The sequence below is a fragment of the Pseudenhygromyxa sp. WMMC2535 genome, from assembly GCF_011083025.2.
Genome location: NZ_JABJWV010000001.1, coordinates 5,983,613 through 6,003,329 on the forward strand (window position 1 = coordinate 5,983,613; position 19,717 = coordinate 6,003,329).

Consider the following 19,717-nt stretch of genomic DNA (forward strand, 5'->3'; position numbering starts at 1 on the left):
CTAACTGTCGTGGCTGCGGTGACAGCCGACGGGGGTGGCTCAGCGCTTGCGGTTGATCTTGCGCAGGTGCGAGGAGCCGTTGCGCGTGATCTTGACCTTGCGCTTGGACCCGCTGCCCTCGACGTGGACCCAGCCCCTGGTTCGCAGGTGGCGAAGGATCAGCTTGACCTGCTCCTGGGTCAGCTTGGTCGCGCGGATGAGCGCAGGCTCACCAATGGGGCCGTCTTCGGCGAGGGTCCTGAGAATGCGCAGGTCGCCGTCGGGGACGTCGGCGCGGCGTCGAATGACGGCAGGGCCAGCGTCGGGCAGATCCATGATTGGATTGCCCTCTTCGTCGAACTCGATCTCTGGCTCGCGTTGTGCGCGGCTCGGCGCGGGCTCGGACTTGAGCTGCGCGGGGCGAGCCACGGCCATGTCGATGAGCTCTTGCACCGACATGTAGCCGAGCATCGGGGCGAGGTGGGGGTTTTGTCGGGTCGCCTGGACGAGCTCACCGAGGGAGGTCTCGTCGGGCAGGGAGTGAACGACCTGGCGCATCACCTCGAGCAAGGACTGGCGCCATTGCTCGTCAACCTCGGCTTTGCGGCCGTCGACGACGTCCTCTTGGAGGGGTTGAATGTCAGCGACCGCGGTCATGATGACGCTCGATTGGAGAGCTTGATTGGCAGGTTTTCAAAGCAGAAACCTCTCGCTACGGTGGACGTCCAGGCGCGGCCCAGGGGCCAAACATTGCCAGTGACGCCATCCAACTGCGCTGCTAGGCCCACCACGGGAAGGGTGAGGAGCGCGGATCGTCACGAGCGGTCGCTCGCGTCACTGATCGTGGCTCAGCCCTAGCAAATCGAAGCTGTCCAGGAAAGAGTGCAGGGCGCTCGCATGGGTGTCAAGTCCCGCGGGGCGAAGATCGGCTGCCCTGCGTGCTGGGAGTCGAGGGATCGCCGCGCCGAGATCGCTTCCGCGCACCGCCACGAGCGCGCACATCGAAGGCACCGAGTGGGGATTGACTGCTCTGCGACGGCGGGCGAGGAATCCGCCCGTGACCGTCCAACGCCTGGAGATCGAGGTCCGACCAGGGCTCGCCGATCCGCTCGCCGAAGCGACGCGCCGACGCCTGGAGACATGGCTGGGGCTGCGGCCCGCGGCGCTGCGGACCCGCAAGGTCTTTCACCTCGACCTCGGCATCGACGAGCCAGAGGCCGCGCGCGTGCTCGCGGCCGTGGTCGATCCCGTCGCGGAGATCGGGTCATTGGGCATGCTCGAGGACCAACCCGGGCCCGATGGCGAAGCCGCGTGGATGGTCAGCGTGGGCTTCATGCCAGGCGTGACGGATGCCGTCGGACACAGCGTGACCCGGGCGGCGAGCGACTGCCTGGGCCGGGCGCTCGGCGGCCACGTCTACAGCTCGACGCTCTATGTGTTTTGGGGCCTGACGCGAGACGAGGTCGAGCGCGCGGCTCGAGAGCTGCTCTACAACCCGCTGATCGAGCGCTGCCGCGTGCAGCAGGCCCCCCGCGAGCTCGACCTCGAGATCCCGCGAGCGGGCAGCGAGCGGCCCGTGGAGGTCGCCCACGTGGCCATGCGCGAGGCCGACGACGCCGAGCTCGAGCGGATCTCGCAGGCGGGGATGTTGGCCCTGAGTCTCGCCGAGATGCGGGCCATCGCGGCCCACTTTCGCGAGCGCGGGCGCGACCCCAGCGACGCGGAGCTCGAGTGCCTGGCCCAGACCTGGTCGGAGCACTGCAAGCACAAGATCTTCGCCTCGCCGATTCACTACGTCGATCCCGAGGGCCGCGAGCGCACCATCGATCGTGGCCTGTTTCGGACCTACGTGCGCGGTGCCACGCAGACTGTCGCGGATGCGCGCGGTGACGACTTTTTGGTCTCGGTCTTCCACGACAACGCCGGGGTGGTCCGCTTCACCGACGACGATCACCTGGTCTACAAGGTCGAGACCCACAACTCGCCCTCGGCCCTCGATCCCTACGGCGGCGCGATGACGGGCATCGTCGGGGTCAACCGCGACAGCTTCGGCACCGGCCTGGGCGCGGATCTGCTGACCAACGTCTGGGGCTACTGCTTTGGCGATCCTCGCGCCGAGATCGAGCTTCCGCCCGGGCTGATGCACCCTCGGCGGATCCGCGACGGGGTGCACCACGGCGTGGTCGACGGCGGCAACCAGTCGGGGATCCCCTACAGCCGCGGCTTCGAGCTCTTCGACTCGCGCTACGCGGGCAAGCCGCTGGTTTACTGCGGGACGGCGGCGGCCATGCCCGTGCGCGTCCCGGGCCCCGGCGGCGAGGGCTGGCGGCCCACGGAGCGCAAGGAGATCGCCGTGGGCGACGCCATCGTCATGGTCGGCGGGCGGATCGGCAAGGACGGGATCCACGGCGCGACCTTTTCGAGCGTCGAGCTCGACGAGAACTCGCCGGTCCAGGCCGTGCAGATCGGCGACCCGATCACCCAAAAGATGATGTGGGACTTCCTCGCGGAGGCCCGGGATCGCGGGCTCTACTCGGGCATGACCGACAACGGGGCCGGCGGGCTGTCGAGCTCCGTGGGCGAGCTGGCCGAGGCCACCGGGGGCGCGCGCATCGATCTCGAGCGGGCGCCGCTGAAGTACCCGGGCCTCGCGCCCTGGGAGATCCTGATCTCCGAGGCCCAGGAGCGGATGACCGTGGCCGTCCCGCCGGCGCAGCTCGACGCCTTCTTGGCCCTTGCCGAGCGCCGCGAGGTCGAGGCTTCGGTGCTCGGCGAGTTCACCGACGACGGGCACTTTCGCGTCGTCCATGGCGAGCTCGAGGTCTGCGATCTCGAGCTCGCGTTCATGCACGAGGGCGTGCCGCTGCCGACCCTCGAGGCGCGCTGGTCTCCGCCGGACGCCGGCGCCGACGCGTCCTCGGCCGCCGCTGGCGCCGAGGGCTTCGAGGTCCTCGCCGCCCTCGAGCCCGCGGCCTTGCTGGTCGAGCTGCTCGCGCGCCCCAACCTGGCCGCGGGCCACGAGCGCGCCCGCGCCTACGACCACGAGGTCAAGGGGCTGAGCGTGATCAAGCCGCTCGTCGGGGTGCAGGGCGACGTGCGCTCGACGGCGACGGTGATGCGGGTCCGCCACGGCCGCGACGAGGGGGTGATCCTCGGCGAGGGCGTGCACCCCTGGTACTCGGACTTCGACACCGAGGCGATGGCCATGGCCTGCGTCGACGAGGGCGTGCGCCGGGTGCTCTGCGCAGGCGCGCGCATCGATCGCCTCGCTGCCCTCGACAACTTCTGCTGGCCCGATCCCATCGCCTCGGCCAAGACCCCCGACGGCCACCACAAGCTCGCCCAGCTGGTCCGCTGCTGCGAGGGCCTGCACGCCGCCTGCGTGGCCTATGGGGTGCCGCTGATCTCGGGCAAGGACTCGATGAAGAACGACGCCTACCTCGGCGGGGTCAAGATCTCGATCCCGCCGACGCTCCTGGTCAGCGTGATCGCGCAGACCGAGGACGTGGGCCGCTGCCTGAGCCTCGAGCCGCGGGCCGCGGGGGACCGGGTCTACCTGCTCGGGCCGACGGCCGCGGAGCTCGGGGGCAGCGAGCTCACGCGCGCGCGGGCGCTGGTCGGGCCCGGGGTGGAGGCGGTCCCGCGCACGGACCTCGCCGCCTGCTGGGCGCGCTACGAGGCCTTCGCCAAGGCACGCGACGCCGGCTTGGTGCGCTCGGCCCACGTCTGCGGTCGCGGCGGCCTGGGCGTGGCCGTGGCCGACATGGTCCTGGCCAGCGAGCGCGGCCTCGAGCTCGCGCTGTCCACCGAGGGCAGCATGGACATCAACGCCATGCTCTTCTCCGAGAGCACCGGGCGCATCGTGCTGACCTGCGGCGCCGACCAGGCCGAGGCCCTCGAGGCCGCCCTGGCCGGCCACGGCCTCGTCGCCCTCGGCCGCGTCAGCGAGCGCGCGCGGCTGACCATCACCTCGTCTTCCGCCGCCGACGGGCCGGGTCCAACGCTGGACCTCGGCCTCGATGAGCTGCGCCGGCCTTTCTTGGAGGGACTCCATGGACTGTGAGCGCTACGCCAGCCACCTTGGCCTCGACCGCGACGCCGTCGCCGAGGTCGAGGTCCTGATCCCCACGGGCTACGGCCTCAACTGCGAGGCCGAGACCCGCGCGGCCTTCGAGCTGCTGGGTGCTCGGGTCCGCCTGGTCCACGTCTTCGATCTGCTCGCCGATCCCAGCGCCCTCGAGGGCGCGAAGATCATCGCCTTCATCGGCGGGTTCTCCTTCGGCGACCACGTGGCGAGCGGGCGGATCTTCGCCAACCGGCTGCGCTTTGGCCTGGGCGAGGCGCTGGCGCGCTTCGTCGCCGAGGGCGGCATGGCGATCGGGATGTGCAACGGCTTTCAGGCCATGGTCAAGCTCGGGCTGTTGCCGGGGCCGACGGCCGACGAGGCCGGCGACCAGCTCGCGCCGCAGCGCGTCTCGGTGATCGGCAACGAGCGCCTGGGCTACCGCGACGCCTGGGTGCGCATGGCCGTCGACGAGGACAGCCCCTGCGTGTGGACCGAGGGCCTGGGTGGCGAGGGAGCCGTGATCGAGGCGCCGAGCCGCCACGGCGAGGGCAAGCTGGTGTTCGCCGACGAGGCGCTGCGCTCCCAGCTCGAGGCCGAGCACCGGATCCCCGTGCGCTACGCGGATGCCGAGGGCCGACCCACGCAGGACTGGCCGGCGAACCCCAACGGCTCCGTGGGCGCGGCCGCGGGGCTCTGCGATCGCAGCGGCCGGGTGTTTGGGCTGATGCCGCACCCCGAGGCCTTCCTGTACCCGGAGAACCACCCGCGCTGGATCGCCAGGCGCGACGCCGGGGAAGATCCTGGCTACGGGCTGGGGCTGCGGATCTACGCGAACGGCTTGCGCGCGGCCTCCCAGGGCTGAGCGGGGCCTGAGAGCGCGCGGCGGGGCGGACAGGCCCCGGGCTCGCGCGCGCCGGGGCGGGGCCTCGCCACCGCGGTCGGGCTCAGCGGGATCCGACGAAGCTGCCGCTCGCGCTCGGAGCCTGGTTGCGGCGGGTGGCGACGCGCAGGCGTCGGAGGGGGTTGCTTCGCTCGCGACGGATGCGGGCGAGCTCGGCGATGGCGGGGACCAGGGCGGTGGTGGCGATGACGACGGCGGCGATGGCGGTGATGGCGTTCATTCGGACGTGTCAGTACCCGGTGGTGCCCCCAGGGATTGCGCCATCGGAAATTTTTTTGCTGCACGAGCTCGCGCCGCGATCGCTCGGGAGGCGCGTCTGGCGGGGAGGGGACCAGAGCTGCTCCGGAGCGTGCCGTGGGCGCCGAGTCGACGCGGCAGCGGGTCGAGGGGTGCGCGCCGCGCCTGACTCGTATACTGGGCGGGATGGCGGGTCAGCGTGGGGAGGTCGACGTACTCAACCGGAGCTTCCGCTCCCGGATCTCCCTGCTGGTCCTGCTGATCGCCGGTGGCTTGGGGGCCGCGGTCTGGGCGGGGACCCGCGACGAGGGTCGGGGCGCGCCGGAGCAGCGTCAGCGGGTGATGGTCGTGACCGGGGCGACCAGCGACGTCGATTACTACGACGTGCTCGAGCGCGGCGGCTTCGAGGTCGTCGTCGACGACCTCGAGGACTGGGAGGCCGAGGCCGCGCGCGTGTTGGGCGAGGGGGAAGGGGGCGAGGGGGAAGGGAGCGAAGACGAGGCGCCCGAGGGCCTCGCGCGGGTGCTCGAGCTCGCCGACGAGCGGGGCTTTGGCTTCGTGATCATCGAGCGCCCCAGCGAGCAGCTCGACGCCCTCGCCAAGCTCGAGATCGAGCCGGCCCCCGGGGACATCGAGGGCTTCGCCGAGCGGGACTATGCCTCGCTCAGCGTGGGCGACTTCGCCTTCCCCCACGTGCTGCGCGTCGACGAGCCCGGCGACCCTGCGATGCTCCGCCTGCCGGGCTACGGCGCGCTCGAGGCCCTCTACGCCCAGCCGCGGATCAGCGAGCGCGACAGCGAGCGGCTCCCGACCGTCGAAGAGCTCCAGTTCGACGCTCAGATCCGCGTCGCCCGCGAGATGATCGAGCGTCCGCGAGGCTTCCCCGCGGTGCTCGAGTCGGCCGAGCGCGGGGCCCTCGAGTCTCTCGCCGGTGACGCTGGCGTGGTGGCGCTGGTCGACGCCGGGCAGACCGGATCCCCGATCCCCGATCCCGACGGCGGGGTGCTGCTCTTTCGCCACGATCTCGAGGTCTACAGCGACGACGCGCAGACCCTCGAGCTCGACGTGGGCGAGCGCATGCACATCGACTATCTCTCCCCGGAGGCCCTGGCGGCGGGGCTGGCCGCGGGCGAGCCTGCGCAGGCCGAGCCCTGTCGCGCCCTCGCCGGTGGGGCCCTGGAGATGTCGGCGATGCCGCAGATCGAGGCCTCGCGCGGCGGCGGGGCCGTGGCCATCGCCACGCGCGACGCCGAGATCTCGATCTGGCACAAGCAGTCGGGGGCGGGCTGCAACTGGTCGCTGGCGGGGGAGGTCCCGCTGCCCTCGCTGCCCGGCGCGAGCTTGGGGGTGATCGCCCCGCGCCCGAGCCTCGGGCCCGTGGCCCCGGTGGCGGCCGAGCTGGGCGTGGGCGCCGAGGACAGCCGAGCGCTGCTCGCTCGGGTCGTGGGTCGCGGTGAGCAGCGCCTGATCCGGCTGTGGGTCGAGCGCGGCCCCAACCAGGGGCGCGGGCCCACGCGGGCAGGGGTCTCGCTGGTCGAGGTCGAGCCGGGCGGGGTCGACAGCGTCGACCTGCTGAGCCTCGAGGGGGTCGAGATCGGCGAGCTGGTCTTCGTCGACGAGCACCGGATGATCGTGCTCGCGCGCGAGCGCTCGCAGTCTCGGCGCCCCGAGCACGCGCTCTACCTCGTGGATCGCCGCAGGCCGGGGGCCTACCTGCGTGTGCCCGTGGCCTTCTTCGCGGCCGACCGACGGCTGCGCGAGGTCGAGGTCCTCGAAGGCGCGAGCTTCTTGCTCACGGCCCGCAACCCCGAAGACGAGCTCGAGCTCATCGTGCTGCGTCTGTTGCCCTCGGCCTTCGCCGAGATCGATGCCCAGCTGGCGAGCGGGCGAGACGCAGAGCTCGGCGCCGAGCAAGCGCGCGAGCTGCTGAGCCTGACGCCGGAGGACCTCGACGCGCGGGTGCTGCTGACCAGGCGCAGCCTCTTTGGCATGAGCGTGGGTCCGGCCGGGCCGAAGGGCGCGGAAGATCGCTGGGTCGTGTTCGGCTTCGACGATGGTCGGGCACCGGCGGAGCTCGAGCTCTTCCACCTGGGAGGGCCCCTGGAGTCGCGGGTGATCACCAACAACCAGGTCCGCGACTACATGCCGCGCTTCGTCGCCGATGGCCGCCACCTGGTCTTCAACAGCCTCACGCGCATGTGGATCTCCCAGGTCCCTTACAGCGTGCCGAGGGTCGTCGCGCTGCCGAGCTCGCGGCCGCGGCCCGAGCCGTCTGCCGAGTGAGCGTCAAAGCGAAGAGCCCGCCCCGAAGTGCTTCGGGGCGGGCTCTCGCTTGGGCTGTGCTGGCTCGTCCAGCCCTCGGCTAACGCTGGGGGGCAGGGGCAGGGGCAGGGCCCTGGGGGGTGGAGGCCTTCTGGGCCTGCTTGTTCTGCTTGTTCTTCTTGGCCTTCTTGGCCTTCTTGGCCTTCTTGGCCGGCGGCTCGGGGGTGGGCGCCTTCATCTTCTTGGGCTCGGGCTTGGGCTTGGGCCCCTCCACCTTTTTGGGAGCGGGCGCAGGCGCGGGCTTGGGCCCCGCGGTCTTGGGCCCCGCGGTCTTGGGCATGGCCTGGGGCTGGGGCGCCTGGCCCTCGCGCTGGCCGACGGCCTTGCCCTGGCCGCGTTTGTCCCGGGCGCCCTCGTCTTGGCGTTGCTGGCGGGCGGCATCGTCAGCTGGGGCGGCTGCGGAGGCCTGGACGCTGCTGCCGGCGAGGGTGCCGACGATGGCGAGGGGGAGGAGGCGGGTTCCGATCAGGCTGGCGATGCTCATGGTCGTGGTTCCTTTCTTGGGGTGAGTGGGGTCGGCTTGGGTTGTCCGCGTCGACCTCACATCTTCATCGTGAACCGGATGCGGATGCGGACTATCGATATTTGTTCTCCCCTTCGTAAAGCTGTGAGCGCGCCTGCGAGCGATGGCCGTGAAATAAACAATATACAAAAAACAAAGAGCCGCCCCCGAAGGGACGGCTCTCGGTCGACACTGCGATGTCGGGAGCGACTACTTGTTGGGCTTGGCCTTGTTCGTGCTGCCGTTGGGCTTGGCCTTGTTCGAGTTCGGCGAGTCGTTGCCGTGCTTGTCGCCCTTGTGCCCGTGGCCTTGCATGACGTCGTCGGCGACCTTCTTGCGCTGGCTCGCGTTGAGCACGTTGTGGAGCTTCATCATGGCCTCGACGCGCTCGCGGCCGATGTCGCGCTCATGGTTGGCGATCTTGTCGGCGTAGTTGCGGAGCTTGGACTTGCTGGGGCTGCTCTTGGCCCACTCGTTGGCGATCTGTTTGCGGAGCTTCTCGATGGCGTTTCGGTGGGGCTTCACGTCGTCGTGCAGGTCATCGAAGATGTTCTTGACCTGCTTGCGCTGGGTGCTGGTGCAGGAGGCCTCCTCGCAGATGCGCTCGGCCTGGGCATCGGCGCCCTTGCCGGGATCGGCCTTGGCGAGGCCGGGGACCAGCAATGTGGCTGCGAGCGCGACGCCCGCGAAGCTAGCGAGAAGGGTGGTGCGACGACGGGGGAGCTGCTTGCTCATGTTTTGGAGGTTGCCTGCTGCGGCCCAGGTGCGCCGTGGAGACCTTGTAATCGACATGTAAACAAACGCGTTGTTCGCGCGAACGGCTTCGCCCACGCGGCCAAAGGGCGTGCGTGGGCGAAGCCATGATTGGAGAGGCGCTCGCGGGCCACTCAGCTGCTCTCGAGGGTGTCGAGGGCAGCGTTCACCGCCCAGACCACGGCCATGGCGTAGTTCGAGCGTACGGTCGAGCATTGCTCGAGCTGGATCCCATCGACTCCGCTGGCGGTCAGCCAATTGACGACGTTGTGGGGCGAGTCTCCGTTGAGCGGGTCGTTGGCTTCGGCGACGACGATCGGCAGGCCCGTGCCGGACAGCGCGAGGGCGACCGCCTCTCCGACGACTATCCGCTCCTCGAGCGCCGCCGCACCGCCGATCAGCACCCCGGGGCTGGACTTGCCGTGGAAGGCCACGGCCCGGCGATAGCCGACGCCAGTGATCTGCGCGAGCCCTGGCAAGTTGGAGGGGCTCAGGTCGGTGCTGGTCACGTGCCAGCGATCGTAGGCCCCGCCGCCGGAGCGCCAGCCCTTGCAGGCCCAGTAGCCGACCCCGCGGATGGTGGCGAGGCTGGACGCCTGCGTGTCGGTGTGGGCCTCGATCCCGCCGCCGTGCGGCGCGATGACGATCAGCGAGTCATTGCCGATCTCACCGCTGACCCGCTCGACGAACTCGCTGTCGGCCTGGGCCTCGGCGTCCGTGCAGTCCGTTGCCGTGACCTGGGTGTCGAGGATCGCCGCGAAGGTCTGACTGGTTCCCAGGCGCTGGCGCCCCGCCAGGGACATGCGCAGCGAAGCCGAGGGGCTGTCGTGGAGCGCGTCGATGGTATAGATGGCAAATTCGTCGGCGCTCCGCATCACGCGGACCTGATCACCGGGCTGCGCGAGCCAGCCGAGGTCGACCGACAGCGAGCAGCGCGTGGGATCAGCGATCAGCGCCTCCTGGGCGAGCATCGCCTTGTAGACGCTGACTTGGGTCTGGGAGCCGCTGCGAAAGCTCGCCGGGGGCTCCCGGGTCCCGACCTCGACGCAGCCGCAGGTGAGGGCCGCAGCTTCGAGGCTACCGAAGAAGGCGCGACGCGAGAGTTCGCTGCGCGAGCGGTGTGCAGAGGGGTAACACTTCGCGGTCATTGGAAACTTCCCCCTTGCTCAATTGTGCATTTGGGCATTGGATTGTCCCAGATGGCAAATGTGTGAATGGTGTCGGTGGTGGTCATGGCTTTTTGATAAAGCCAAAGTCGTGCCAATGTGTGTGCTCGTGTTTTAACCCACCTTTATTCGATGTCCTACCTCGACCTACAACTACAGTTGCCAGACCCTGCCGACGAAGAGTCCATCAGCACAGTGTTGAATGGTTACTCAATGGCCAGCTTCGCTATCTTTGCGAATGATGTCGACGGCGCCGGGGCGCTTGAAGTTGGCCTGGTAGACGCCGCCTGAGGTCACGCTGATCTTTCCGGCAGGTATCCAGGTCTCGGAGCCACCTTCGCGAATGGATAGATCATGGCGGCCGGGAGGCAGGGAGACCTTTGCCAGCGGATCGAGGGTCAGGCGCCGCTTGTTGACGCGAACCTCGAGGTAGTGAAACTCGTGGGCCGCGAAGGTCACTGAGGCGGGGTTCTTGGCTTTGGTCTGCTTGGCTCGGGTATGCGCGGCCTGGGCCGCGGCAGCGGGCTCCGCGCGTTGGATGGGGGCCTCGGCCTGTTGGGCCTGCTCAGGTGGCTGGAGAGAGGGAGAGGGGGGCAGCCCCACGGCGACAGGATCGGGGGCGCCGCCTCGCGCTTCGACCGAGCGCTCGTCGCCGCTGGGGTCTCGCGGCTGTGTGCCCGTGAAGCCGGAGGCCGTGTTGATCTGCCGCTCGACCACGCGCTTGCTCAGCGCGCGAAAGTCCGTGTCGATCTTCGCGATGCCCTGGGTCGAGAACAGCGGCAGAGCCGACATGATCATGCCGGCCCCGAGGGCGAGGACAGACAGCGCGACGACCATCATCATGTGCGGTCGAATGCTGCGCGGGGCCGCGGACTCGACCAGCTCGAGGGCCGGCTTTTGGCTGGACTCGGCGACTTGGGTGCAGACCTCGCTGGAGCCCAAGGTGCCCGTGGGCACGGAGATGGTGCGCGCGCCGGTCTGCGGCCAGCCCGAGTCAGCGCTGCGCTCGTTGGCGCTGGCAGTGGCGTTGGCGAACAGCCCAGAGCGCGGGCCGTCGATGCCGCTGTGATGACGCACGATCTCGGCGAGCATCTGGCGAGCGCCCGGCGGAGTCGCCCACGCGCCGAGGATCTCGAGGGCCTCGCGGGCGCTCTCGATCCGCTCGGTGGGGTCGTGCTCGAGCAGGCCGGCGCGCAGCCGGAGCAGCGGCTCGGGGACGTTGGCGCGGGTGAGCGGGGGGACGCTGCCGGAGGCGACGGCGGCGAAGAGCTTCTCGCGGGGCACGTCTGCGCGAAATCGTCGTCCGTCGAGCAGCTCTTGCAGGACGCCTCCGACGGCGTAGAGGTCGACGAGGGGGGAGCGCGACTCACCGAGGGCCTGCTCCGGCGCCATGTAGCGCAGCTTGCCCTGGATGTGCAGGCCGGTGCTGTCCTCGCTGGACAGGCGCGCGATTCCGAAGTCCGTCAGCTTGACCTCACCGCTGACCGAGGCCAAGACGTTGTGCGGTGAGATGTCCCGATGGACAATCGCCTGTCTCGCGCTCCCAGTGTGTAGCTCGTGGGAGTATGAGAGCGCCGAGAGCAGCTCTCCAATGATGAAGGAGACGACCTCGAAAGGAAGTGGGGAGTCGGTCTTGGCGCAATATCGACACAGATGCGCGAGATTGAGCCCATCGATCCACTCCATGGCCATGAAGCAACGCGGGCCCTCCATGCCCACGGAGAACACTTGAACGATATTCGAATGGCTGAGCATCATCGACAGCCGCGCCTCCTTGAGGAACATGCGGCGATGTCGAACGGAGGCCGTCAGGTGCGGTGCGATGAGCTTCAGGGCGAGGGTTTTGCTGGCGCCATGGGCGCTTTGCCGCGCACGCCAGACCTCTGCCATCCCACCAGCGCCGAGGCGCTCGATGAGGTCGTAGCTCCCGAAGCGAGGGGATAAATCGAGCTGTTCGACCGAAGCGGTGTCCATTGGATCAATGTCGGGTAAAGTATCCGATGACTCATTCTGTCATGATTTAAATGCTTGGTCAATGCATGGCCATGGAACTCGTGTATGGTGTGTTCATGGGGCTTAGCCTTTCGATCATGTTCGCCGTTCTGGCGGGCGTTTCTGCGGGTAAACCGGAAAAAGAGGGCGCCTATCCCTCGGTAGGTGAGGGAGGGGAAGAAAGCATCGAAGGTGTGGAGAATAGCCACGGTGGTTACCAAGGATATATTGATCTGATAGGTGACCTCGAGCGCGGGACCGTTGCGATCAATAGCGGGGCCACGGAGGCCCGCGCGAGCCTCGAGGGGGCGCTGCTGGAGTTGCGGGAGTACGCCGTTTTGCTGGCTGGAGACCCCGCTGGTCGCCGTACGCAGCGAATGGCCGAATTCGCCCTGGCCAGGGAGGCCCTCGCCAGGGGCGATGAAGGAGTAGCCCGTGCGGCTATCGACCGGGTAGTCAAAGGCCTCGAACTCGACGGTGAGCTCGAAGCCTTCGAGGCCGCACGGCTGGGGCCGCGGCTCAGCGAACTATTCGAATTGCGGCGTCAGGCGCTACGCGCGAGCGAACGTGCGCGATTAGAGGTCGATTGTATCGATCGCTGCCGAATCTTCGTCGACGAGCGGGAGGTGGACGCCGACCTCGCCGGTGGCCCCGGGGTCTCGCTCCCGCTGGGGGAGCACCGCGTGTGGATCGAGGTCGCCGAGCTCGATCCGCAGCGCATGAAGATTGAGCTGACGCGCGCGGGAGCGCGCGAACGTATCGAGATTGCTGCACCGCCGCCGCCGCCGCCGGCCATGGACGGCTCGCAGGTGGACGAGGCCGCGGGTGGACAGCGTGGACGAGGTGAGCGCGCTCCCGTGATGCCGCGCTGGGCGGAGATCGGGCTGGTCAGCGTGGGGGTGATGGGCGCGGGGGCGGGCGCGGCTTTGCTGGCCATCGACAGCACCTGCCCCGGGGGCGCGGACGAGGGAGATTTCGACACCTGTCCCCAGCTCTACGATACGAAGTGGCCAGGGGTCGGGGTGCTCTCGGTTGGGGCCACGGCCCTCGTCATTGGCGTCGTGACCCTCGCCGTGGACGAGCGGCGCAGGCGAAGCGAGCGGGCAGGGCCGGCGCACCCGCTGGCTTTGCGCCCAGGGCCGAGCATCGGCGGTCTGGGGGGGTCACTGTGATGATCGACATGAAGCACAGTCAAAGCGGCGGCAGGGCTTTTTTAGTCGAGCTGGTTTGCGCGGTCGGCCTGGTCGGCCTGGTCGGGCCGGGCTGCCTCAAGCCCAACCCCGTCGGGCCCGATGACGACTTTGGCGACGAGACCTTCGACGACGACGGCGCGGGCGAGGAGCCCATGGTTGAGGGCACCGGCGCCGAAGGGGGCGAGTCCGGCGGGAGCACGGGATCCGACGACGGCCTCGACGAGATCGGTGAGGACGCGCAGACCGAGACCGAGACCGAGGTTGGGGACAGCGAAGACGCCGGGGCCGAGGACACGGGCGGGAGCGAGGACGCGGGCAGCGAGTCCATGGGCAGCGAAGACGGCTCGCAGACCTGTGGGAACGTCGATCAGCTGACCCAGGGGTGCAGCACCTGCCTGGAGCTCGTCTGCTGCGAGGCGCTCTTGGGCTGCGCCGACGACCTGGGCTGCCTGTGCCTGCTGACCTGCCTGCTGGGCGGCGGCGAGGACGAGGAGTGCTCGCTCGGCTGCTCGGGGGCTCTGGTCTCGCTGCCCTCGCTCGCGGGGGTGCTGGGCTGCGTCAGCCAAAGCTGCGCCAACGAGTGCTGAACGGCCCGCGTTGGCGGCTCAGCTCGGCCTGAGCTCGAGGGCGAGGTGGGCGATCGCCTCGCCCACGTCTCGGGCTCGTCGCGGCGGGCGGAGCTGGGCGAGGGCGTAGGCCAGGGCCGGGGTGACCGGATGGCGACGCCAGGGGGCCTCGGGCCGGGCGCTGCTCGGGTCGCCGTAGTTGGGCAGCTCGTGGTCGACGGCCTCGATGGCCGCGCTCATGTTCGCGCAGCGCGAGAGCATGCGCTCGCCCAGCCAGACCTCGACCCCGCCGCGAGCCCGGCCAGCGCCGCGGGGGCGCAGCTCGAAGTGACGCAGGGCGCCGTCGTGATCGTGGAAGTGCAGCATCATCCCGCGGGCGCCCAGCGACAGCCAGGCGTTGGCGGAGATGGCCGCGGCCTCCTCTCGCTGGGCCATGGTCAGGGGATCGAATTCGCATAGCCTCGAGACGATCTCGGCGAGGGTCGCCGGCGGCTCGTCGCGGTCGTCTTCGATCGGGATCGGGATCGTGGGCTGGCCCTCGCCCTCGTTCTCGCGCTCGGGGAAGGGCTTGACCTCGCGGCCTTCGAGGGTCGCGGTGGTCACGATCTCGAGCTTGGAGAGGTCGACGAAGTCGAGGACCAGGCAGTTTTTGGCGCTGGGATCGAGGCGCATGCCTCGGCCGACGCACTGGAGGTAGAGCGCCTCGGAGCGGGTCGGCCGGACCATGGCGATGGCGCTGACCCCTGGATCATCGAAGCCCTCGGTCAGCACGCCGACGTTGGTGAGGACCTGGAAGTGGCCGGCGCGAAAGCGAGCCAGGGTGCGCGCGCGGGCGTCCTTGGGCATCTCGCCGTGGACCAGGGCCGCGCGCACGCCGATGCGGTTGAGGGCGGCGCTGAGGTGCTCGGCGTGGCGGACCCCCACGCAAAAGGCGATCGTCCGCCGGTCCCGGCACAGCTCGAGGACGCTGCGCGCGACCAGCTGGTTGCGGCCCTCGACGTCGACGACCTGCTCGAGGGCCTGCTCGTCGAAGTCGAGCGCCTCCGCGCTCGCTCCCCCGCCGCTGGCCAGGGGGACCTCGTCGAGGCAGACCTGGGTCTGGACGCGCAGGCCCTCGAGGGGGCGCAGGTAGCCGTCGGCGATCATCTGCTCGAGGGTGCGCTCGGCGACGATCTCTTCGAAGATCTCCTCGAGGCCGCGGCCGTCGGCGCGCCGGGTGGTGGCGGTGAACCCGACCAGAGTCCCCGGCCAGTCCTGCTCGAACACGCCGATGCGCTCGAGCACGGCGCGGTTGGCATCGGCCACGGCGTGGTGGCACTCGTCGTAGATCACCAAGCCGAGCTCGCGCCCGGCGAGGACCCGGCCGATGCGGCCCTCGTGGAGCGAGCGGATCGAGGCCACGATGATCCGCGCGGCCGAGCTCGCGCGGGTCTGGCCGCGCTCGATCTCCACGCGGCGCTGGTCGCCCGTGCGGCGCAGGGCGGCCTCGATCTTGGCGCGGGCCTGCTCGAGCAGCTCGTCGCGGTGGGCGAGGACCAGGACCTCGCGCCGGGCTCGGCGGATCAGCTCGGAGAAGATCACCGTCTTGCCGGCGCCCGTGGGCAGGGCGACGAGCATGCGGCGAAGCCCTCGCTTACGGGCCGCGATCACGGCCGCGACGGCCTCGAGCTGGTAGGGGCGGAGCTTCACGGGAGGACGGGCCCGACGCGCGCGAGAGGGCGCCTGTGCGCGAGCGCGCGGCGGGGCCGTCCTACTACCACGGGGCTCACTGCGGCTCGAAGCAGGAGATCGTCGTGGTGATCTTGAAGTTCGACTGGACGGTGTGGCGCTCGGCGAAGAAGAAGTCGATGGCGTAGACACCGCCGAGCTCGAGGCCGAGATCGCCGGCCATGGCGTCCATGTCGATGGAGCCCTCGAGCGCCCCGTGGACGCCGCCGAGGTTGATGCCGAGCTTGCCGTTGACGAAGACCCACAGGTCGTCGTCACCGCGGAAGGTGAACACCTCGCCGCCTTGATACTGGAAGCTCGTGTGCAGCTCCAAGGTGAAGTGGTAGTTGTGGGTGTTGCCCTCGTTGCCCCAGCCCTGGTCGTCGATGGGGAAGAAGGCGCTGTTGTCGTACTCGTAGACCCCGGGCGAGACCTCGAGCAGCTCGATGGGGATCTCGAAGGGCAAGTTGACGCCCTCGACGTCGTTGTACCACTGGTTGAAGTTGTCGGCGCCGGAGGTCGTGGGCGTGTTGGGGTTGCCCGCGTAGACCGGCTTGCTGTCGGCGCCGAGCTGGTCCTCGACGATGCCCAGGTCGTTGCCCGTGGTGCCCTCGAAGTCCGGGTGGGCGATCATGAAGTCGCGGACCGTGGGGTAGAGGATCGTGCTGCAAGGATCGACGCCCGTATCGGTGGTGTCGGTGTCGGTGTCGGTGTCGGTCTCGCCTTCGGTCTCGGAGCCGCTCTCGCCCTCCGTGGACTCGTCGGTGCTCTCGTCCGCCGACTCGCTGGCGCTCTCGTCGTCCGCCGACTCGCTGGTGCTCCCGTCCGCCGACTCGCTGGTGCTCTCGTCGGCAGACTCGCTCGAGCCCTGGTCGGCCGACTCGCTCGAGCCGCTGCCTTGCTCTTCGCCGACGTCGTCGTCGGAGCTCGAGCCTTCGGCCACGGTGTCTTCGGAGTCGCTCTCCTGCGAGCTCGCCTCGGTGGGGTCCTCCCCGCAGGCGACACAAAGGGCAGCGAGGGCGGCTAGATTGAGTGCAAATCCCAGCTTCATGCCGGGAGCCTAATCGACGGATGCGCGGGCTGCCACACCAACTTTTCAGCGAGTAAAGTTGCCAACTAGCAAGCTGGCGACCGGCGCTCCAAGCGTGGCTCCGTGGCTCCGTGGCCCCTGGGCGCCGGCTCGCTCGAGTTGTCAGCTTCGCTCTGCGCTCAGCTCACCTTGCCAGCGGCAGTCGACCGCCTCGGTCGCAAACTCTCCAACGAAGCGCTGGGCGGCGTCTCCCTCGGCGTTGTCGAGGTCTGGGAAGCTGCCATCGATGCGGATGATGGCCTGGAGGGTCCCGGCGGCGGTCGACAGGTTGCGGACGCCTGCGAGGGTGAACGCTCCGTTGGCCTCGACGGGGCCCGTGAGCACGATGTCGCTCGGTAGCGTGGCGCCGAGGTAGCCATCGACTTGGCCAATCTCGAGCTCGAGGTTCGAGAACGCGCCGAGGTCGGCGAGGATGCACAGGTCGATCGGGTCGCCGTCGAACTCGACGCTGGGGCAGTCGCACTCGTGCTGCGTGGCGCTCATGCGCCAGCTGCCGGCGTAGCCGCTGCCCTCGGCCGACCCCTGGGTGCCGCTCAGCTCGCTGACGAGCTCGGGATCGAGGGGGTCGCTCGCGGTCTCGCCGGGGCAGGCCGCGAGGACGAGCAGCGCGGCGAGGGCAGGCAGCGCCCCTCTCACCCCTCGCCCCCGTGCTCGGCGAGGTATGCCTCGATGGCCGCACGCCCGGCGTCGTCGAGCACGACCTCGCCAGCGAACTCGCGGCCGTGGAGGTAGGGGACGAGCTCACCGATGCTGACGATGGCGCGCACGTCCACGCCGAGCTCGTCGCGGAGCTCGGCGAGGGTGGTCTTGCTGCCGCGACCGCGCTCTTGGCGATCCACGGCGACGATCGCCGCGCTGACCTCGATGTCGGGGGCGGCCTCGCGCAGCAGCGCGACGGCCTCGCGGATCGAGCGGCCCGAGGTGATCACGTCGTCGACGAGCACGACCTTCATGCCGGCGGCGGGCTTGGTGCCCACGAACATGCCGCCCTCGCCGTGGTCCTTGGCCTCCTTGCGGTCGAAGCCGTAGGGGACGTCGAGGCCCTGCTCCGCCATGCCGATGGCGGTGGCGACGGCCAGGGGCACGCCCTTGTAGGCCGGCCCGAAGATCAGATCGCAGGCCAGCTCGGCGCGCAGGATCTCGGCGGCGTAGGCCCGGCCGAGGCCGGCGATGGCCTGGCCCGTGCGCAGCTGCCCGGCGTTGACGAAGTAGGGCGACTTGCGCCCGGACTTCAAGGTGAACTCGCCGAAGCGGATCACCTCGTAGCGCAGCAGGAGATCGACGAAGGCTTGCTGGTGAGCTTGCACGGCCGAGTCATAGCCGAAGCACGAAGCGCGCTCCAGGGCGGCCGTCGCGGCGAGACTCCGCGGACAGCGTCCCGCCGTGGGCGCGGGCGATCTGACGGCACAGGTAGAGGCCGAGGCCGACGCCGCCCTTGTCCCTGGCCCGCGCCGCGTCGAGGCGTGCGAAGGGCTCGAAGATCAGCGAGCGCTTGTCCTCGGGCACGCCGGGCCCCTCGTCCTCGACCTCGATGACCATGTGTCGCTGGGCGCCCTCGCCCTCGAGGCCGCCGCGGATCGTGAGCGCGCCAGCGGGGCAGGCTCGGCGCGCGTTGGCGAGCAGGTTCTTGAGCAGGCGCTCGAGCAGCATGCGGTCGCCTTCGAAGCTGTGGTCTTCGGCGACGCCCTGACACTCGACGGTCGCGTCGAAGCGGCCCGCGACTTGCTCGCACAGCTCGCACAGCTCGATCGGCTCGAGCTGGAGCGCGCCGCCCTCGACGAGCTCGAGGCGCCCGGAGGTCAGCAGGTCGCGGATCAGGCCCTCGACCTCGCCGAGGTCCTCCTGCATCTCGTCGAGGCCGCGGGACAGGCGGGCGAGGGTCTCGGTGTCGATGGGCTCGCCGCGGGCCTGGGTGCCCTCGAGCTGCTCGATGCGCTCGCCGAGGATCTCGATCAGCACCTTGATGCGGGCGATCGGCGTGCGCAGCTCGTGGGAGACGTTGGTCAGCAGCGTGCGCTGGCCCGAGACCAGGGTCTCGAGGCGCTCGGCCATCTGGTTGAAGGACAGCGCGAGGCTGTCGATCTCGTCGCGGGGGTCGCCCTCGATCTTGGCGCGGTGCGAGAGCTCGCCGCGGGCCAGCGCCCGGGTGCTGCGCTCGAGGGTGTCGAGGCGGGAGGTGAGCGAGCGCGCCAGGGGGTAGGCGCCGCCGGCGAGGGCGAGCAGGAGCAGCAGCCCGGCGGCGAACAGCCAGCCGCTGACGTCGTGGTGGGGAGTGATCGACACGGCCCCGAGCAGCTTGGGCCGGCGCCCGCTCTCGGTGTCGGCCTCGGGCTCGAAGAGCGGGATGATGATCGTCGGCGGGGTGGGGCCCGGGCCCGTGCGGAGCACCGGCCGCCCGTGGAGGAGGCGACGGTATTCGCGAGGTGTGGGCGGCGGGACCTCCTGGGGGTTGACCTTGGGGTCGCTGGAGACCGGCGGGGCCATCATCCTGCGCCAGCGCGCGCGCGCCTCTCCGCGCTCTTGCTGGGCGCGGCGGTCGTCGGTCTGGCTGTCGGCGTTGGGCGGTGCGTAGCGGGTGCCGGTGGGGCCGGGTTGGTCGCCGAGGCGCGGCTGGGTGCTGGGCCGCGTGAAGCTGTCGCCGGGCGGAGGGCGCTGATCGTCGCGGGGCGGGGGGGCGAAGGGGTCGTCGGGCGGAGGGGCGAAGGGGTCGTCCGGCGGCGGGGGCGGGCGGTCGCCCTCGGGGAAGGGGAAGTCATCGCTATCGCCGGGGTCGAGGTCCGGGTCGCGGCCCTGCTGCGCGCGCACGCGGTCGAGGTCGCGGACGTCGGGGGTGCGCCTGTCCTCGCTCGGGTCCTCGCCCCCGCCTGCGCCCGGACCCTCGTCTTCGGCTTCGGCTTCATCCTCGGTCTCACCTTCACCCTGTCGCTCGCGGTTCGCGTTGCGCTCGAAGGGGTGCAAGATGACGAGCGCGTCGAAGTCCTCGTCCATCTCGGCGAGGATCGTCCGCAGGCTGTCCTCGTCCTGGAGCCGCATGGCGGGGACCATGCGCTCGGCCTCCGCGGTCACGCGATCGAAGACGGCCTCGGCGCGCTGGTTGTCTCGCGAGGACGCGCTCAGTGACGCCAGGCCAGCGGCGAGCAGGCCAAAGAGCAGCACCGAGACCATGAAGGTCGCGTAGATGCGCACGAAGAGCCGACCGCGTGCGCTGCCGGTGCTGGGCTCAGTGGTCGCCATGGGAGCTCG

Annotated in this window: 16 protein-coding genes; 5 read left to right on the forward strand and 11 right to left on the reverse strand. The window is 70.0% G+C overall.

The window, feature by feature from the left end; translation table 11 throughout:
* Positions 1 to 39 precede the first annotated feature (39 nt).
* Positions 40 to 636: a hypothetical protein gene (locus G6O69_RS23145; RefSeq protein ID WP_172305685.1), complete on the reverse strand. Its 597-nt coding sequence runs from the start codon at positions 634 to 636 to the stop codon at positions 40 to 42.
* Positions 637 to 1,036: 400 nt separating this feature from the next.
* Between G6O69_RS23145 and G6O69_RS23150 the strand changes: the two genes are divergently transcribed.
* Together G6O69_RS23150 and G6O69_RS23155 are read left to right on the forward strand one after the other, a co-directional pair.
* Positions 1,037 to 4,042, forward strand: coding sequence for an AIR synthase-related protein (locus G6O69_RS23150; protein WP_172305686.1), 3,006 nt, complete (start codon positions 1,037 to 1,039; stop codon positions 4,040 to 4,042).
* Positions 3,999 to 4,907, forward strand: coding sequence for a phosphoribosylformylglycinamidine synthase subunit PurQ (locus G6O69_RS23155; protein ID WP_217909894.1), 909 nt, complete (start codon positions 3,999 to 4,001; stop codon positions 4,905 to 4,907). The genes G6O69_RS23150 and G6O69_RS23155 overlap by 44 nt, the downstream gene beginning before the upstream one ends.
* An 82-nt stretch (positions 4,908 to 4,989) precedes the next feature.
* On the opposite strand, the gene G6O69_RS23160 is transcribed toward G6O69_RS23155, so the two are convergent.
* On the reverse strand, positions 4,990 to 5,166 hold the full coding sequence (locus tag G6O69_RS23160) for a hypothetical protein (RefSeq protein WP_172305688.1): 177 nt from the start codon (positions 5,164 to 5,166) through the stop codon (positions 4,990 to 4,992).
* A gap of 203 nt (positions 5,167 to 5,369) precedes the next feature.
* Here G6O69_RS23160 and G6O69_RS23165 point away from each other — a divergent pair, with 203 nt between their 5' ends.
* On the forward strand, positions 5,370 to 7,466 hold the full coding sequence (locus G6O69_RS23165) for a hypothetical protein (RefSeq protein ID WP_172305689.1): 2,097 nt from the start codon (positions 5,370 to 5,372) through the stop codon (positions 7,464 to 7,466).
* Between the two features lie 79 nt (positions 7,467 to 7,545).
* Here G6O69_RS23165 and G6O69_RS23170 read toward each other — a convergent pair whose 3' ends face one another.
* The 4 genes from G6O69_RS23170 to G6O69_RS23185 form a co-directional block, all read right to left on the reverse strand.
* Positions 7,546 to 7,989, reverse strand: a complete 444-nt coding sequence (locus tag G6O69_RS23170; RefSeq protein ID WP_172305690.1) for a hypothetical protein — start codon at positions 7,987 to 7,989, stop codon at positions 7,546 to 7,548.
* 228 nt (positions 7,990 to 8,217) lie between these two features.
* Complete coding sequence (locus tag G6O69_RS23175; protein ID WP_172305691.1) at positions 8,218 to 8,742, reverse strand: periplasmic heavy metal sensor; 525 nt, start codon at positions 8,740 to 8,742, stop codon at positions 8,218 to 8,220.
* A gap of 152 nt (positions 8,743 to 8,894) precedes the next feature.
* Positions 8,895 to 9,908: a poly-gamma-glutamate hydrolase family protein gene (locus G6O69_RS23180; protein WP_172305692.1), complete on the reverse strand. Its 1,014-nt coding sequence runs from the start codon at positions 9,906 to 9,908 to the stop codon at positions 8,895 to 8,897.
* A 228-nt stretch (positions 9,909 to 10,136) separates the two neighbouring features.
* Complete coding sequence (locus G6O69_RS23185; RefSeq protein ID WP_172305693.1) at positions 10,137 to 11,900, reverse strand: serine/threonine-protein kinase; 1,764 nt, start codon at positions 11,898 to 11,900, stop codon at positions 10,137 to 10,139.
* A gap of 65 nt (positions 11,901 to 11,965) precedes the next feature.
* Here G6O69_RS23185 and G6O69_RS23190 point away from each other — a divergent pair, with 65 nt between their 5' ends.
* Together G6O69_RS23190 and G6O69_RS23195 are read left to right on the forward strand one after the other, a co-directional pair.
* Positions 11,966 to 13,090: a hypothetical protein gene (locus G6O69_RS23190; protein WP_172305694.1), complete on the forward strand. Its 1,125-nt coding sequence runs from the start codon at positions 11,966 to 11,968 to the stop codon at positions 13,088 to 13,090.
* A gap of 8 nt (positions 13,091 to 13,098) precedes the next feature.
* Positions 13,099 to 13,698: a hypothetical protein gene (locus G6O69_RS23195; RefSeq protein WP_172305695.1), complete on the forward strand. Its 600-nt coding sequence runs from the start codon at positions 13,099 to 13,101 to the stop codon at positions 13,696 to 13,698.
* An 18-nt stretch (positions 13,699 to 13,716) separates the two neighbouring features.
* Here G6O69_RS23195 and G6O69_RS23200 read toward each other — a convergent pair whose 3' ends face one another.
* The 5 genes from G6O69_RS23200 to G6O69_RS23220 form a co-directional block, all read right to left on the reverse strand.
* Positions 13,717 to 15,366: a DEAD/DEAH box helicase gene (locus G6O69_RS23200; protein WP_172305696.1), complete on the reverse strand. Its 1,650-nt coding sequence runs from the start codon at positions 15,364 to 15,366 to the stop codon at positions 13,717 to 13,719.
* Positions 15,367 to 15,442: 76 nt separating this feature from the next.
* Entirely contained in the window at positions 15,443 to 16,435 is a 993-nt protein-coding gene (locus tag G6O69_RS23205; protein WP_172305697.1) for a fibro-slime domain-containing protein, read from the reverse strand.
* Positions 16,436 to 16,576: 141 nt separating this feature from the next.
* Positions 16,577 to 17,110 carry a hypothetical protein gene (locus tag G6O69_RS23210; protein WP_172305698.1) on the reverse strand — a complete coding sequence of 178 codons (534 nt, stop codon included), beginning with the start codon at positions 17,108 to 17,110 and terminating at the stop codon, positions 16,577 to 16,579.
* Positions 17,107 to 17,781: an orotate phosphoribosyltransferase gene (pyrE, locus tag G6O69_RS23215; RefSeq protein ID WP_172305699.1), complete on the reverse strand. Its 675-nt coding sequence runs from the start codon at positions 17,779 to 17,781 to the stop codon at positions 17,107 to 17,109. The genes G6O69_RS23210 and pyrE overlap by 4 nt, the downstream gene beginning before the upstream one ends.
* A 7-nt stretch (positions 17,782 to 17,788) precedes the next feature.
* Positions 17,789 to 19,708 (reverse strand): HAMP domain-containing sensor histidine kinase, encoded by a 1,920-nt coding sequence (locus G6O69_RS23220; protein ID WP_172305700.1) that lies wholly within the window; start codon positions 19,706 to 19,708, stop codon positions 17,789 to 17,791.
* Positions 19,709 to 19,717 lie beyond the last annotated feature (9 nt).